The sequence below is a fragment of the Lysobacterales bacterium genome (assembly GCA_016703225.1).
Taxonomy (GTDB): domain Bacteria; phylum Pseudomonadota; class Gammaproteobacteria; order Xanthomonadales; family Ahniellaceae; genus JADKHK01.
The window spans coordinates 550,693-567,405 of the sequence record JADJCM010000001.1; the positions used below are offsets into that span (position 1 = coordinate 550,693).

General features: G+C 61.2%; 12 protein-coding genes. 9 read left to right on the forward strand and 3 right to left on the reverse strand.

Going from position 1 to position 16,713, the window contains the following annotated elements; translation table 11 throughout:
- Positions 1-56: 56 nt before the first annotated feature.
- The gene (gene sucD / locus IPG63_02335) at positions 57-938 is read right to left on the reverse strand and encodes a succinate--CoA ligase subunit alpha (protein MBK6726090.1); all 882 of its coding nucleotides are present in this window, start codon (positions 936-938) and stop codon (positions 57-59) included.
- Between the two features lie 12 nt (positions 939-950).
- On the reverse strand, positions 951-2,114 hold the full coding sequence (gene sucC / locus IPG63_02340; GenBank protein MBK6726091.1) for an ADP-forming succinate--CoA ligase subunit beta: 1,164 nt from the start codon (positions 2,112-2,114) through the stop codon (positions 951-953).
- Between the two features lie 171 nt (positions 2,115-2,285).
- Between sucC and IPG63_02345 the strand changes: the two genes are divergently transcribed.
- The 6 genes from IPG63_02345 (at position 2,286) to IPG63_02370 (ending at position 10,676) form a co-directional block, all read left to right on the forward strand.
- Positions 2,286-3,899, forward strand: a complete 1,614-nt coding sequence (locus tag IPG63_02345; protein MBK6726092.1) for a two-component sensor histidine kinase — start codon at positions 2,286-2,288, stop codon at positions 3,897-3,899.
- 21 nt (positions 3,900-3,920) lie between these two features.
- Positions 3,921-5,300 (forward strand): sigma-54-dependent Fis family transcriptional regulator, encoded by a 1,380-nt coding sequence (locus IPG63_02350; protein ID MBK6726093.1) that lies wholly within the window; start codon positions 3,921-3,923, stop codon positions 5,298-5,300.
- A gap of 19 nt (positions 5,301-5,319) precedes the next feature.
- On the forward strand, positions 5,320-6,078 hold the full coding sequence (locus IPG63_02355) for a hypothetical protein (GenBank protein MBK6726094.1): 759 nt from the start codon (positions 5,320-5,322) through the stop codon (positions 6,076-6,078).
- A gap of 265 nt (positions 6,079-6,343) precedes the next feature.
- The gene (locus IPG63_02360; GenBank protein MBK6726095.1) at positions 6,344-6,757 is read left to right on the forward strand and encodes a pilin; all 414 of its coding nucleotides are present in this window, start codon (positions 6,344-6,346) and stop codon (positions 6,755-6,757) included.
- 199 nt (positions 6,758-6,956) lie between these two features.
- The gene (locus IPG63_02365) at positions 6,957-7,361 is read left to right on the forward strand and encodes a pilin (protein ID MBK6726096.1); all 405 of its coding nucleotides are present in this window, start codon (positions 6,957-6,959) and stop codon (positions 7,359-7,361) included.
- Between the two features lie 303 nt (positions 7,362-7,664).
- A complete protein-coding gene (locus tag IPG63_02370; GenBank protein MBK6726097.1) occupies positions 7,665-10,676 on the forward strand; it encodes a spermine synthase in 3,012 nt (1,003 codons plus the stop codon).
- Here IPG63_02370 and IPG63_02375 read toward each other — a convergent pair whose 3' ends face one another.
- On the reverse strand, positions 10,677-12,629 hold the full coding sequence (locus IPG63_02375) for an acyltransferase (protein MBK6726098.1): 1,953 nt from the start codon (positions 12,627-12,629) through the stop codon (positions 10,677-10,679).
- Positions 12,630-12,864: 235 nt separating this feature from the next.
- Here IPG63_02375 and pilB point away from each other — a divergent pair, with 235 nt between their 5' ends.
- From pilB to IPG63_02390, 3 genes are all read left to right on the forward strand, one after another.
- Positions 12,865-14,562: a type IV-A pilus assembly ATPase PilB gene (gene pilB / locus IPG63_02380; GenBank protein MBK6726099.1), complete on the forward strand. Its 1,698-nt coding sequence runs from the start codon at positions 12,865-12,867 to the stop codon at positions 14,560-14,562.
- Between the two features lie 72 nt (positions 14,563-14,634).
- Positions 14,635-15,831: a type II secretion system F family protein gene (locus tag IPG63_02385; protein MBK6726100.1), complete on the forward strand. Its 1,197-nt coding sequence runs from the start codon at positions 14,635-14,637 to the stop codon at positions 15,829-15,831.
- 6 nt (positions 15,832-15,837) lie between these two features.
- Positions 15,838-16,713 (forward strand): prepilin peptidase, encoded by an 876-nt coding sequence (locus tag IPG63_02390; GenBank protein MBK6726101.1) that lies wholly within the window; start codon positions 15,838-15,840, stop codon positions 16,711-16,713.

The following is a 16,713-nucleotide window of genomic DNA, read 5'->3' on the forward strand; positions in this document are numbered from 1 at the left end:
GCTCTACTGATCCGATCAAGAGCGTGCGAATAAATTCGCACCCACGAAGGCAGGGCCTATTTCCGGGCCTTGAGGCAGGCCTCGATGGTGCGGCCAAGATCCGCCGGCGATTTCACCGTGGTCACGCCGGCCTTCTCGAGCGCAGCGAATTTCGCAGCTGCGGTGCCCTTGCCGCCAGAAATGATCGCGCCGGCATGGCCCATGCGCTTGCCCGCGGGTGCGGAGGCACCGGCGATGAACGCGACCACCGGCTTCTTGACGTATTCCTCGATGAACTCGGCCGCCTCTTCCTCGGCCGAACCACCGATTTCGCCGACCATGATGATGCCTTCGGTCTGCGGGTCGTCCTGGAACATGCTCAGGCAGTCGATGAAGTTGAGCCCGTTGATCGGATCACCACCAATACCGATGCAGGTGCTCTGACCGAGGCCGGCATTGGTGGTCTGGAACACCGCCTCATAGGTCAGCGTGCCCGAGCGCGAGACGATGCCGATCTTGCCGGGCTTGTGGATGTGGCCGGGCATGATGCCGATCTTGCACTCGCCCGGGGTGATGATGCCGGGGCAGTTCGGCCCGATCAACACGGTGTCCGGATAGTGCGCGAGCGCGTGCTTGACGCGCAGCATGTCGAGCACCGGAATGCCTTCGGTGATGGCGACGATCACGCGGATACCGGCGTCGGCCGCTTCGAGAATGGCATCGGCGGCGAACGGCGGCGGCACGAAGATCATGGTCGCATCGGCGCCGGTTTCATCGACCGCCTCGGCGACCGTGTCGAACACCGGCAGGCCGACGTGCTGCGAGCCGCCCTTGCCCGGCGTGACGCCGCCGACCAGCAAGGTGCCGTAATCGAGCGCCTGCTCGGAATGGAAGGTGCCCTGGCTGCCGGTGAAGCCCTGGCAGATGACCTTGGTGCTCTTGTTGACGAGAACGCTCATGATCGCTGCCCCTTAACCTTTGACTGCCGCGACCGCTTTCTGCGCCGCATCGTTGAGATCCGTCGCCGGAATGATCTGGAAGCCGGAACCTGCGAGCAGCTCGCGGCCCTTCTCCACATTGGTACCTTCGAGGCGCACGATCACCGGAATCGTCACGCCGACATCCTTGACCGCGGCGATGATGCCCTCCGCGATCATGTCGCAGCGGACGATGCCGCCGAAGATGTTGACCAGGATCGCGCGGACCTTCTGGTTCGACAGGATCAGCTTGAACGCTTCGGTCACGCGCTCCTTGGTGGCGCCACCGCCGACATCGAGGAAGTTCGCCGGCTCGCCACCGGCGAGCTTGATCACATCCATCGTCGCCATCGCCAGACCAGCGCCGTTGACCATGCAGCCGATGTTGCCGTCCATCTGCACGTAATTCAGGTGATGGTCGGCGGCCTCGGCTTCGGCCGGGTCTTCCTGGGTGACATCGCGCATCGCGGCGAGCTTCGGGTGACGGAACTCGGCGTTGTCGTCGGAGTTGAGCTTGCCGTCGAGCGCCATCAGGTCTCCCGAGGCGACGATCGCGAGCGGGTTCAGCTCGATCAGCGCCATGTCCTTGTCCATGAACAGCTTGTAGACGCCGGTCATGATCTTGGTGAGCTGGCCGATCTGTTTCATGGTCAGGCCCATCGCGAAGCCGACTTTGCGGCACTGGTAGGGCTGCAGGCCTTGCACGTAGTCGACCGCGACGGTGTGGATCGCTTCCGGGTTGTCGCGTGCGACCTGCTCGATGTCCACGCCGCCGGAGGCCGAGATGATGAACGACACCGACTTGGTGGCGCGGTCGACCAGGCAACTCAGATACAGCTCCTGGTCAATGTCGTTGGCTTCCGAGATCAGCACGGTGTGGACCGGCAAGGCGCGGCCCGCGGACTGATAGGTGACCATCCCGGTGCCGAGCATCTTGGCCGCGGCTTCCTTGACCGTGTCGATGTCGCGCGCCAGCTTCACCCCACCGGCCTTGCCGCGGCCACCGGCGTGGATCTGCGCCTTCACCACCCACTGCTCGCCACCAATCGCGCGCGCCGCCTCGGCGGCCTGCTCGACAGTGGTGGCGATGCGACCGGCGGGAACCGGAATGCCGTAATCGGAGAACAAAGCTTTGGCTTGGTACTCGTGGAAGTTCATGAGTCACCTGATGAAGGAAAACAGAGAATCGGTGCCGCGCGCGACGGACCGGAGAAAAACGGGCGCGTATTGTGCCAAAGCCCGACCGGGAATGACATGGCGAATCCGGTCCTGCGCTCGCGACGCGAGGCGCCGGCGTGCTATCTACGCACATCCCGTCGAGGCGATCCCGTGTTCGACCGCACCCTCTCCCGCTACAGCGACCGCAGCCTGGTACAGCGCGAGACGTATTTCTTCTCGCTTTATCGCATCCTTCAGGCGACGTTGCTGGCGGGATTGCTGTTCACGCCCTTCGGCAGCGAACTGGTCAGCATCGACCATCCGCTGCTCGCGCGCAGCGTGGCGATGTGTTACCTGATCGCAGCGATCGTGCTGTTGCTCTGGGGCGGCCTCGGTGATCACACGCGGCGGCTGCCGGTCTTCCTCGGCATCGGCATCGACATCGTAGCGACCACGCTGACCCTTCACGCCACTTCGCGGCTGGACGGCGGCATCGCCACGCTGATCCTGGTCAACATCGCCAGCGCAGCGACCTTGCTGCCATTCCGCTCCGCATTCGCGTTCGCGCTGGCTGCCGGGTTGGCCGGGTTCTTCGAACGCGCGGTCAGCATTGCATTCGGCGACCGTAGCGAGCGCAGCCCCGGCGAAGTGATGTTGTTCGGGCTCGCCTACGTCGCCGCCGCCGCACTCAGCCAACTGCTGCGCAGCGAAGTCACGCAACGGCAGAAGCTGATGGATCGGCAGGAATCGGATCTCGCCAGCCTTTCGCAGCTGAACGAGTTGATCATCCGGCGCATGCGCTCGGGCGTGATCGTGGTCGATGATCGCAACCAGATTCAGCGCATCAACGAGTCGGCCTGGCATCTGCTCGGGCAGCCCTCGCCAACGCGCAAGGACTTGAACGGCATCAGCCCGTCGCTGGCGCTGCGCGTCAACGAATGGCGCGCTGGCCACGCCACCAACCTGCAACCGATCGCCCTCGCCGAGGGCCAGCCGGAAGTGATCCCGCGCTTCGTCGCAGTGCCACAGTCGGACGCGCACCACTGCATCGTGTTCCTCGAAGACACCTCCTTGATGACGCGCCAGGCCGAGCAGCTGACGCTCAGCTCGCTGGGGCGACTCTCCGCCAGCATCGCGCACGAGGTGCGCAACCCGCTCGCGGCGATCAGCCACGCGGCCCAGCTGCTGGCCGAGTCCGAGGACTTTCCGCTGTCCGATCGGCGCTTGCTCGAAATCATCCGCGGCCAGTGCCTGCGCATGAACGCGATCGTCGAGAACATCCTGCAGTTGTCGCGGCGCCAGCATTCGAAACAAGAGCTGGTGACCTTGTCGCGCTGGGCCGAGGCATTTGTCGAGGAGTTCCGCACCGTGCAGCCGATCGGCCAGGACGAGCTGAAGCTCAACGTCCAGGCGAGCGGCGTGTCGGTGATGTTCGACCCCGACCAGTTGCAGCAGGTGGCGTGGAACCTGGTCAAGAACGCCCTGCGCTACGGGCGCATGCCGAACGAACCGGCGCGCGTGGCACTGGTCATCCGACGTTTGCCGGAAACCAACCAGGCGGTACTGGAAGTGGTCGACCGCGGCCCCGGGATTCCCGCCAAGCAGGCGGCGCACATCTTCGAGCCCTTCTTCACCACCAGCGAAATGGGCACCGGGCTCGGCCTGTACATCGCGCGCCAGCTTTGCGAGACCAATCAGGCCACTCTCGACTACCATTCGCTGGCTGGCGGCGGCAGCTGCTTCCGCATCAGCTTCCACGGCCAACCCGGCACCGCCATCGCCTGACCGACACGGAACGACGCACCGATGAGCCGACAGACTGCACTCGTCATCGACGACGAGCCCGACATCCGCGAGTTGCTGGTGATGACCCTGACGCGCATGGGCCTCGCGGTCGACACCGCGGCCACGCAGGCGGAGGCGTTCGCGCGCCTCAGCGAGCACGAGTATGACCTGTGTTTCACCGACATGCGTCTGCCCGACGGCAACGGCCAGGACATCATCGCCCATGTCGCTCGCCAGCATCCGCAGACGCCGATCGCGATGATCACCGCCTTCGGCAACGTCGATGCTGCGGTCAACGCGCTCAAGGCCGGCGCCTTCGACTTCGTTTCCAAGCCCGTCGACCTGGCGGTATTGCGCCGACTGGTGCAGACCGCGCTCAAGCTTGGCGAACAACGCAAGGCCGAAACCCAGGGCTCGAACGAAAAGCTGATCGGACAGTCGGCGGCGATGCAAGCGGTCCGCCAGACCATCGCAAAGGTGGCCCGCAGCCAAGCGCCAGTCTATATCCGCGGCGAGTCCGGCACCGGCAAGGAACTGGTTGCGCGCATGATCCACGAACTGGGCCCTCGTTCCGCCGGACCGTTCGTGCCGGTGAACTGCGGGGCGATTCCCTCGGAGTTGATGGAGTCAGAGTTCTTCGGCCACAAGAAGGGCAGCTTCACCGGCGCCAATACCGACAAGGAGGGCCTGTTCCAGGCCGCGTCCGGCGGCACCTTGTTCCTCGATGAAGTCGCCGACCTGCCGATGCACATGCAGGTCAAGCTGCTGCGCGTGATCCAGGAAAAAGCGATGCGCGCGGTAGGGTCCACCGCCGAGGTTCCGATCGATGTGCGCATCCTCAGCGCCACCCATCGCGAATTGTCCAAGTTGGTCGAACAGGGGCAGTTTCGGCAAGACCTGTTCTACCGCATCAACGTCATCGAAGTACGCGTGCCGCCACTGCGCGAACGCGCCGAGGACATTCCGCTGCTGGCCGAGCGCTACCTCGACCGCATCGCCCCCGAGTGGGGCATCGAACGCCCGCAACTCAGCGAGGCAGCGCTCAAGGCGCTGATGGCCTACAACTTCCCGGGCAATGTCCGCGAGTTGGAGAACATCCTGGAGCGCGCCATCGCAATGTGCGAGAACAACCGAATAGAAATCAATGATCTGCGCCTTCCCGAAAGCGGCGTCGCTGATACCTTCGCCCCCTTGAAAGGCCCGCAAGCCACCCCACCCTCCGCAGCATCCGCCGGCTCCGCCAGCGCTTCCAATCTGGTCGACTACATCGACAGCCTGGAGCGCGACGCCATCATCAAGGCGCTGGAAGAGTGCCGCTACAACAAGACCAAGGCCGCCGCCAAGCTCGGCATCACCTTCCGGGCGTTGCGGTACAAGCTGAAGAAGCTGGGGATTGACTGATGGGTATTCGGAGCCTCAATTGTTGGCAGACGGGGGCGGGCATTTCGCGTTCAGCGTGCTGCTCGGGCTGGCCGTGTTCGCGCTGTTTAGCTTCGTCTGGTACCCCGACGCCCTGTTCACGCTGGCGGGCGCCGGCAAGCTGCTGATCCTGGTCGTCGGGATCGACGTCACCCTGGGTCCACTATTGACCCTGATCGTCTTCAACCCCATCAAGAAATCGTTAATTTGGGATTTGGCCGTGATCCTCATGGTCCAGATGGGCGCCCTGGGCTATGGCGTCTGGGTCATGGCGCAATCGCGGCCGGTGTTTTTGGTGGGGGCGGTGGATCGCTTCGAACTCGTATCCGCCAATGAGATTCACCCCGACGAGCTAGCCAAGGCGCCGCGCGAGGAGTGGCGGGAGCTTTCCTGGACCGGCCCGGTCGTGGTCGGGGTGATGCCGCCCGAAGATGCGCAGGAGCGCATGGCCCGCTCATTGGAGGCCGCCCAAGGCGGCCCGGCGACTGCGCAACTGCCCAAGTCTTTCGTGCCCTTGTCCGACGTTTCCAGCACTTTACTGGCACACGCAAGACCGCTGTCCGACTACGACCAGAGCCAACCCGAGGAAACTGCGGCACTCCGTCGCTGGGCAAGCAGCGGCAATCGGGATGAGTCGGCCCTGGCCGTACTGCCGATCAAGGCTCGAACAGGCTTCGGTGCAGTGATCATCGAACGCAGCTGCGGCAAGCCCCTGATCACAGCCGGCTTTGACGGCTTCGCCCCGGATTCCGAACCATAGCGGCAACGGCAGTACTGTGCCCCAGCACAGGGCGCTTCGGCGCATCGCCAGCCCGATTTCCCGGCCTGGACCCTGCCAATCATTCGTGACAATCGGGAACCCAAGGACTGGCGCGCCTGCTGCGCTCGGGGTTGCCCATTGGCACAACCTATGCTTCTATCGTTACGCACGACCGCCGTGCTGGCCCGAGGGCCAGGGAACCAGGCCAACTGCCAGTCCCGTGGTCGTGAAGGTTGTTAGCTAATCAACTGCAAAGGGGTCTCACATGAAAAAGCAACAGGGCTTTACCCTCATCGAACTGATGATCGTCGTCGCCATCATCGGCATCCTCGCCGCGATCGCGCTGCCGGCTTATCAGGACTACACCGTACGCGCTCGCGTATCCGAACTCGCCATTCTGGCGTCGGGCGGCAAGGCGACGGTTGCCGAGAATATCTCGAATGCAGGCGGCGTTATCGCCGCGGGCTCCTGCCTCGGTGTCGATACGACGGCTCCCGGCACCAAGAATACTGCCTCGTTCCTTTGCGCGGATGCCACCGGTGTCCTCACCGTCACCGGCAATGCCAACGCCAAGGGCGTCGCGCTGGTCTATACGCCATCGCTTGCCGGCGGTGGCCAGATCGCGTGGACCTGCACTTCGGCGGCGGATGACAAGTACCTTCCGGCCGAGTGCCGCTGATCCCACCCAGCGGTCTGTGAAGAAGGGCGCTTCGGCGCCCTTCTTTTTTTTCAGTCGACTAGGACTCACGACTAGTCGACAACGACGCTTCAAGGCCAACCGAGAGGACCATTTCGCTGGCCAACACGACAATGCTGATTTGGCACAGCAATTGCGTCAATTTGCGTCGCGACAACACACTTTTCCGAGGCCGACTCCAATGAAATCGCAGCATGGGTTCACGCTGATTGAACTGATGATCGTGGTGGCCATCATCGGAATCCTTGCAGCGATTGCACTGCCCGCCTATCAGGACTACACCATTCGCGCCCGGGTTGCTGAGCTCGCAGTTCTCTCGGCGAGCGCGAAGGCAACTGTCTCTGAGAATATTTCGAATAATGCAGTGATCGACGCCAATGCATGCCAAGGGGTTAACACGGGCGTAATTGGGACCAAGAACGTGGATTCGTTTGCTTGTGTGAATGGAGTACTGACTGCAACGGGCAGTGCGTTGACACAAGGCGTCGTTTTGGTCTACGCGCCGTCCATGGGCGGCGGAGGCACGGTGAAATGGTCATGCACTTCCGTGTCACCCGACAAGTACGTACCCGCAGAGTGCCGCTAGTTCACGACGTCGGAGGATGATCGCCACTCCTTCGGACAACCAGTGTGACCTGTATCGAACGAGTCTGTAATTTGATCCGTGTCAACGAGTCGCAGCCATCCATGGTGGACGAAAGCAAATGATGGATCTCGCTCAACTAGGTTGCGCGCGAGTTCGGCCCAACGAAAGTAGCGGCTTGCAGTTCTTCGACAGAACCTCTAGAAGAACTGTCCATCTACAGTCGAGGATCGAATGACAGCTAGTGCCGCAGTTCCAGATTCACACCACGCTGGGGGCGTTCAGCACCATGCACTTGCTCTGTCGATGGCGCTCTTCATTGCGTCTGGATTCGCGGCACTGATCTATCAGTCGGTCTGGTCCACATACCTGGGTCTGATCTTGGGTCACGCCGCCTACGCGCAGGCACTGGTGCTCTCGATCTTCATGGGTGGAATGGCCATCGGTTCCTGGTTGACCAGCCGGACACGACGCAGCCCAGTCCAGCTATTGAAACTTTACGGACTGCTCGAAATCGGCATCGGCCTGCTCGGTCTTGCCTCCCATTCCGAATACCTGACAGTAGCCAACTTCTCGCAAACCATCGCCCTGCCGGCCATGGCGTCGCCGGCGGCCGCGATCACCTGGCAATGGGTCAGCGGTGCGGCCTTGGTCCTGCCTCAGTCCATCCTGCTCGGTACTACGTTTCCGATCCTTGGCGCGGCCTGCATCCGCGCCTCGACACGCTCCGACTCGTCCGTGCTCGGATCTCTATATTTCGCCAACAGCATTGGCGCCGCGTTCGGCGCACTTATCGCCACCTTCCTGCTCGTGCCCCAGTTTGGCACCCCGGGTTCATTGGTCGTCGCTGGGCTGCTCAATATCGGCGTAGGACTGGCAGCCATCGCCTACTCCAGAAAACTTGGCCGGCATGCTCCTGAACTCAGGCACATGCCCGCGCAAGCGGAGAACATGGCAGCCGTTGCCGAGCCAGCCATCGCCCGGACTCGCTCAGGACTATCCCGGATGATGTTGCTTGCGGCGCTTATCACGGGGGCGACTTCATTCATCTATGAAGTCGGTTGGATACGCCTACTCAACCTGTCGATGGGATCGACCCAGCACTCGTTCGAGCTCATGCTTTCATCGTTCATTCTCGGTCTGGCACTGGGTGGACTCTCGGTCCGTTACTGGGCACGCAGAGCCAGCTTTGACGTAGTCCGTGGTGCTGCATTCGCGCAAGTCGCAATGGGTGTTGCCACGTTGCTGTGCCTGATCCTCTATGCGTACAGCTTCAGCTTGGTCGAGTGGGTCATGGCCGCAGTTGCGCGTACCGATAATGGCTACCTGATTTTCCTGACTTCCACTGCGGTCGTGTCGCTGTCGACGGTATTCCCAGCGGCGTTCTTCGCGGGAATGACCCTGCCGCTGATGACCGCAGCATTGATCCGATCCGGCGCGGGCACCGAAAAGATCGGAAAGATCTACGCCGCGAATACCCTGGGCGCAATCCTGGGCGTTTTCCTGATGGTGCATGCATTGATCCCGGCAATTGGTGTTCGCCTTAGTATTGTGCTCGCCGCGGTGATCGACGGTTTCCTTGGCGCTTACTTGTACTACAAGTACTGCGACCGGCCCCACAAGTTCTCAGCGCTTGCCGCATTGCTCGCGACGGTGTGCGCGTTTGGGCTACTGCAATGGGTCGGAAAGGTTGATGTCAGCGTCTTGTCGAGCGGCGTTTTCCGTTACGGAAACTCGACTTTCGACCCCCTTGACCAGCAGACCATCGCATACGTGGACGGCAAGACTGCGACGATCTCGATGACCGCGTTCACAACCGGCGTTCGCACCATCGCGACTAACGGCAAGCCGGACGCAGGCATCCAGATGATCCCCGGGGCTCCGAACTCGGGTGACGAGGTCACGATGACGATGATCGCGTCGCTGCCGCTATCAATCCGCAACCGATACGATCGCGTCGCTGTCATCGGATTCGGATCAGGGCTGTCGACTCACACGCTGCTGGCTTCAAAGAACATAGGCACGGTGGAGACCATCGAAATCGAGTCAGCAATGGTCAAGGTTGCGGAGGGGTTCAAACCCCTCAATGAACTCGCATACACGGACCCGCGTTCCAAGATCGTCATCAATGACGCGCGTACGCACTTCGCGAGCGGACGCTACGCCTATGACCTGATCGTGTCCGAGCCATCCAACCCTTGGGTCAGCGGTGTCGCCAGTCTGTTCACGATTGAGTTCTACAAGGAAATCAAGCAACACCTGAAGCAAGACGGGGTTTTCATTCAATGGATGCATGCCTACGAAATCAACGACCGTCTGTTGTCCAAAGTGCTCGCAGCCGTGCTGGCCGAGTTTCGCTATGCAGACGTTTTCGTTACCAATTCGACAGATCTTCTGATTGTCGCCCGACAGTCCGAGCTTGACTTCGAATACAAGAACCTTGGCGAGGGGAAAGACCGATTGGCAAAGATAGTCAGCTTGCAGGGCGTGAGCCATCCAGACGCCTATCTAGCCCGCCACATTGCAACGACGGAGAGCCTGCGCGCCATCGTCCGGGTTTTCGATGCTGAACCTCACTCAGACTTCTACCCAGCATTGGCGCTGCAAGGACCTTCTGCGCGCTTCCGCAGAGACGCCGCAACTCTTATGATCAATTTGTCCGAACCGCCGCTGCCGATCCAGCAAATGCTGCACGGGCGCCCGGAATTGACCGACACGGCCAACTTGGACAGCGGCGAAAAAGAGTCTCGCTTGTATCCGGTGCTTCGTTCGCACCACCGAGCAAGAGAGATTGTCGCCTCACTGATCAACCATAGGCTGACGCCGAAACTGATGTCCAAGTACCCGGAGGCCGTCGTTGCAACCGCCATGTTGATTGACCTCGGTGCAACCTGCCAGAAGGGCGCCAAGGCACTGGAACTCACCGACTCGATGATGACGGTGACCAGACTGACCGTCGCTTTCGCCAACCCTGATCAAATGAAGAGAGCCTTTGATGCCGAGAACTGGCCCGGTTGCACCGAGCCAGGAGCCCAGACAGCATGGTTCGGTTTGATGCGCGCGCTGGCGTCGCGCGACGGGTTGGCCATCGAGTCAGCTGCGGAACATGCACTGAGTGATATTGAATGGTCGCGGATGGACGGCCGGGAGTATCTAGTCGGCGCGATAATGCTCGGTCGACTGGCTCAAGGCGACCATCTGGGCGTCGAGAAGGCCGAGAAACAGTTTCGGGTAAGCTACGGCAGATCCTCATCGATGTTCACTCTCCGCACCTACATGCTCGCGTTGTCAGATGAACGCGAAAGCAACGGTCTATAGTCAACGAGTCTTGGAGACGGCGAACATCTGACGGAACATCGGCAGCAATCGCCGGTTGCCGAATTCACTCAGATGATCGTCGTCGTAATACCAGGGACGGCCGGCAGACCCGGCGAAGCAGTGACTTGAGTCACAGAGATGCGGTACTGGATCCAGCGTTCTTCCACCGCAGTGATTCGAAACACTTTCTTGAACGGCAATCACCGTTTGGTGGCGTGCCCAATAGGCGGACAAATCGATCGCCGGCATCCGCAAATCTCGCCGCATAAGTGAGCGGGCGATTGCTCGCGGAGCGTTGACGGCCATCTCGGGGATCGGTCGAACTTGGAAAACCGGACGGCGGCGCGTCAACTGGCAGACTGTTTGGTAGAGCGCTTTTGAATACTCGTCCAGAAACTCGGCGTCTACTTCACCTCTTGGTCGCGAAAAATGTATCGCCGGTCCTGGTGGGCTGGGATCCCACGACTCGGTCAACCCGTAGAGATAAGCGCTACTCCGCGCAACCAGAACTACCGGCACACCGTTGGCGAATTCGTCGACGCGGGCCAGCGCCCATTGATTGAAAGCCTCACAATGCTGTCCAGCCCGGAATACGCCTGGCGTCCACTTCGCCCCGATCAAAGTCGGACAACTCGGATAGACATACAGTACAAGCGAGCGCTGTTGTTCCGTCAGCACTTGCGCGAGCGATGAAGCAACCGCGTCGGCATGACTGTCGCCAATCAGAATTGCACCAACTGGTCCACTTCCATAGCGGCAGCTATCCCATGGTCCAGTTGCAGCACGTTGGCACTTCCGCAGTGGCGAAAATCGGTTTCTGGCTTCCGCCGCAGCACCCTCCGCCACCGCGGGCATGCGAGCAGGGACCCCGGCATCCGTGATTATCAGGGCGAGCGAGGCAGACACAGCTGCGAAAGCCATAGCCATGACAGCATCTCGCGCCCGGAATCCGGGGAACTTGGAGCGGAACGGTTGTTCGATCATTTGATATGAGAGATGTGCCAATAGAATAGAAGCCGGCAAACCAACTCCAAGTTGCACCGTACGCTCCGCACCCAGATCTGTGAGGACTACGACTATCGGCCAATGCCACAAGTACAGCGAATATGAGCGATCGCCTACCCACCCGAGCACGTGCGATCCGAGCACGGTTGGGCTTCGATCCTCTGCGCACAAGACGCCTGCAGTGGAAAGGACTGGCAGAAGTGTCCACGGCCCCGGCCAGTCGACAGACGATGGTGATAGCAAGAGCGTAAGCAGCATCCCCACAGCGCCGCTACCACCGAACACCCATCGCAGCGAAGAACGCCCATGCAAGATTGGAATGACCAACATCGTCAAACCGCCGGCGATTAACTCCCACATGCGAGTCAGCAGCAGAAAGAAGGCCGTCGACTTCAAGTCCCCTGGCACAGCCAGCATCAGTGAGAGCGAAGCAAGGGCAAATACCACGTAAGCGGCGGCAATGAACGATCGGTGAGGGCGCCACCGCCAGCAAACGGAGAGCAACAGCGGCAAGAGAAGGTAGAACTGCCACTCCACCGATAGCGACCAAGTGTGCAGCATCCACTTCTCGGTGGCTGCGAAGTCGAAGTAACCCGACTCACCGAGGTAGACGTGGTTCGATACAAACCACAAACTGGCTAGTGCGTGCGTTGCGAACCGCGCATAGTCGTCGGGAAGCGACACCCACCAGCCGACAAGCATCAGAATAGCGCTGAGCGTCACAAGCGCGGGAACTATTCGGCGAGCGCGGGACAAGTAAAAACTTGTGGCTGAATGCCGGCCATGTTCTAGGTCGTGGACCAGAAGCCAGGTCATCAGGTAACCGGAAACAACAAAGAAGACGTCGACCCCAGCGAACCCCGCAGAGAATCCAGGAACTCGAAAGTGATAGAAGAGCACGGCCAATACGGCGAGTGCCCTTAATCCGCGGATGTCTTTTCGAAACATGTCGCCCCCAAGTTTCATGAATGGGCCAAGCCAAGCCAAGATCCGCAGCCTACCGTCGTGCGACTGGGCCAGGTGATATAGGCGGTACAACCAGATCGCATAGGCGCTCCATCCCAATCCACGAATTTGGCTCCCAAATCCTATGCGGGGTCAGATGTTTGCGGTATGTTTCTGACCGGATACGTCACTTTGGAGCGGCTTCGTGAGTACGCCAGCAGGATCCTCCCTTGCCGGAATGCCTGGCATCGCGCGCCGACTCGCGGCTGAAGGCCTCGTGCCGGAGGACGCCGCGCGCAAGGCGGTCGAAGAGTCCTCCAAGCAGAAAATCCCGCTCGTCAGCTGCTTTGTCCAGAATGGCCTCGCTCCCGCTGCAGCGGTCGCCAATGCCGCTTCGATCGAGTTCGGAATTCCCTTGGTGGATGTGCGGGCGATCGATCCACGCGCCATGCCGATCAAGCTGGTTGAGGAAAAACTGATCCAGGGCCACAAGGCGCTACCGCTGTGGAAGCGCGGCAACCGCCTGTTCGTCGGTATCTCTGATCCGACCAATCTGCGCGCGCTGGACGACATCAAGTTCGCAGCCAACATGCCGGTCGAGCCAATCCTGGTACCACTGGACACGCTCGAGCGCATGATCGACTTGGCGCTTGCCGGAGCCGATTCGCTCGCAGCGGGCGATGGCGAAGACGATGAAGGGCTGGGCGATCTCGAAGTCGAGGGCGGCGATGACGATGATGAGGGCGGCGGTGGCAGCGGCATCGACGCCGGCGGCGATGACACGCCGGTGGTGCGCTTCGTCAACAAGGTGTTGCTGGATGCGCTGAAACGAGGCGCCTCCGACATCCATTTCGAACCGTTCGAGACCTCGGTGCGCGTGCGCCTGCGCATCGACGGCATGTTACGCGCGGTCGCGACCGCTCCGGTGAAGCTGTCGCCACGCATCTCCGCGCGTCTCAAGGTGATGTCTGGCCTAGACATCGCCGAGCGTCGCGTGCCGCAGGATGGACGCATCAAGCTCAACATTTCCAAGACCAAGTCGATCGACTTCCGCGTCTCCACCTGCCCCACGCTGTTCGGCGAAAAGGTAGTGTTGCGCGTGCTCGACGCCTCGGCCGCGAAACTGGGCATCGAGAAGCTGGGCTACGAAGAAGACCAGCGCAAGTTGTTCCTGGAGGCCATCCAGAAACCCTACGGAATGGTGCTCGTCACTGGTCCCACCGGCTCGGGCAAGACGGTCTCGCTCTATACCGGCCTGAATATCCTGAACACCGAAGCGGTCAATATTTCAACCGCCGAGGATCCAGTCGAAATCCGCGTCTTCGGTATCAACCAGGTTCAGCAAAACGCCAAGAAGGGCATGACCTTTGCCGCAGCGCTGCGCTCCTTCCTGCGCCAGGACCCGGACATCATCATGGTCGGCGAGATCCGCGACCTGGAGACCGCCGAGATCGCGATCAAGGCGGCGCAAACCGGGCACTTCGTGCTCTCGACACTCCATACCAACGATGCGCCGCAGACCGTCGCGCGCCTGATGAACATGGGCATCGCCCCATACAACATCACTTCGGCGGTGACCCTGATCACTGCCCAGCGCCTGGCGCGGCGCCTGCACGACTGCAAGCGGCCGCTCAAGATCCCGCGCGAGGCCCTGCTCGCCGAGGGCTTTCGCGAGGAAGACATCGACACCATGACCATCTACGAGGCGGTCGGCTGCTCCTCGTGCAACGAGGGTTACAAGGGCCGCGTGGGCATCTACCAGGTGATGCCGATGTCTGAGGAAATCCAGACCATCATCCTCTCCGGCGGCAACGCCAACCAGATTGCCGCCGAATCCCGTCGCATCGGGATCAACGATCTGCGACAGTCAGCACTGAAGAAATGCAAGGATGGTTTTACAAGCCTTGCCGAGATCAACCGCGTGACCAAGGACTAAGCCATGGCAACTGCGACTGCAACCAAGACCGCTCCCCGCAAAGGCAGCCCCGTGACGCCACGCGGCGAGCAAATGCCGGTCTTCAAATGGGAAGGCACCGACAAGCGCGGCAAGAAGATGACCGGCGAGGTGCGCGCCAAGAATGCGAATCTGGCCAAGGCCGACCTGCGCAAACAGGGCATTAACCCAAGCAAGGTGGCGGAGCGAAAGGCCGGTTTTTTTTCGAGCAAAGGCAGGATCACGCCGCAGGATATCGCCACCTTCAGCCGCCAGATCGCCACCATGATGTCCTCGGGCGTGCCGATGGTGCAGGCCTTCGATCTAATTGCGTCGGGGACCAAGAATGGCGCGCTCGCCACCATGCTCAACGACATCAAGAGCAACATCGAGGGCGGCTCGAGCCTCGCCGAAGCCATTGCGCGCCACCCGATCTACTTCGATGAGCTGTACCGGAACTTGGTGAAGGCAGGTGAGTCAGCAGGCGTGCTGGATACCGTGCTGGATACAGTCGCCAGCTATAAGGAGAATATCGAAGCGCTCAAGGGCAAGATCAAGAAGGCCCTGTTCTACCCGGCCACGGTGATCGCGGTGGCGATCATGGTCTGCGCGGTGTTGATGATCTTCGTCGTACCGCAATTCAAGACCGTGTTCTCTGGCTTCGGAGCCGATCTTCCTGCTTTCACCCTCATGGTCATCGGACTGTCGGAGTTTGTTGTAGCCTATTGGTGGGCGATTCTGCTTGGTTCTATGGCCGCCGGCTACGTAGTCCTCCAGCTTTACAGGCGCTCCGAGGCATTTCAGCATACCGCCGCCAGGATGATGCTCAAGCTGCCCGTGATCGGGGGCATCTTGCATGCATCCGCGGTCGCACGTTTCTCCAGAACGCTGGCGCTCACGTTCAAGTCGGGCGTGCCGCTGGTGGAGGCACTGGAGACCGTTGCGGGCGCCACTGGCAATATCATCTACGCGAAGGCAGTGATGAGAATGAAGGAGGACGTCGCAGTCGGCTATTCGCTGGCGATCTCGATGCGGCAGGTCAATCTGTTCCCGACCATGGTCGAGCAAATGACTTCTATCGGTGAGGAAGCTGGCGCGCTCGACACCATGTTGTTCAAGGTGGCCGAGTTCTATGAGCGCGAGGTCAACAACGCCGTAGACACGCTGACCAGCCTGCTCGAACCCCTCATCATCGTCATCATCGGCAGCATGGTCGGCAGCCTCGTCATCGCCATGTACTTGCCGATCTTCAAGCTCGGCGCCGTGGTCTGACTTCGGATGCCGGCGTTCGACTGGTTGTTCGCCGACACGGCGGTCCTTGCGGCCGCCGTGTTCGTTTTCGGGTTGCTGATCGGGAGCTTCCTGAATGTCGTGATCCTGCGCACGCCGCCGCGACTGGAGTTCGCGTGGCGCCGTGAGGCGCGGGAAATTCTGGAACTGCCGGAGACCGAGGAGGCCGCACCGCCGGGGCTGGTTGCGGATCGTTCGCGTTGCCCGAAGTGTGGGCACCAGTTGTCGTGGTACGAGAACGTTCCGGTGCTGAGCTACGCGGTATTGCGTGGCAAGTGCCGGTCGTGCCGGGTGCCGATCTCGATCCAGTATCCGCTGGTGGAATTGCTGACGGCGGCCGCGTCGGCAGCCGTCGTGTGGCACTTCGGCACGGGATGGGAATCGGCTGTGGCGCTGGTCCTGACCTGGATCCTGATCGCCGCTTCCGGCATCGACTTCCGCACCACCTTGCTGCCCGACCAGTTCACCCTGCCGACCCTATGGCTGGGCCTGCTCGCGGCGGCGACGGCTTCGCTGTATGTGCCGCCGACCCAGGCGCTCTGGGGCGCTGCGCTCGGCTACCTCAGTCTTTGGAGCGTGTACTGGCTGTTCAAGCTGGTCACCGGCAAGGAGGGCATGGGCTATGGCGATTTCAAGCTGCTCGCTGCGCTGGGTGCCTTCGTCGGCCCGCAAGGGCTGATCCCGATCGTGCTGATGTCCTCGCTGGTCGGCGCAGTGATCGGCAGTGCAATCCTGATTGCGAAGGGGCGCGACCGCCAGACGCCGATCCCGTTCGGACCGTTCCTGGCCATCGCCGGCTGGGTCCAGTTTCTCTATGGTGACTGGATCATCGCGACCTACAAGCACAGCATGGGTTTGTACTGA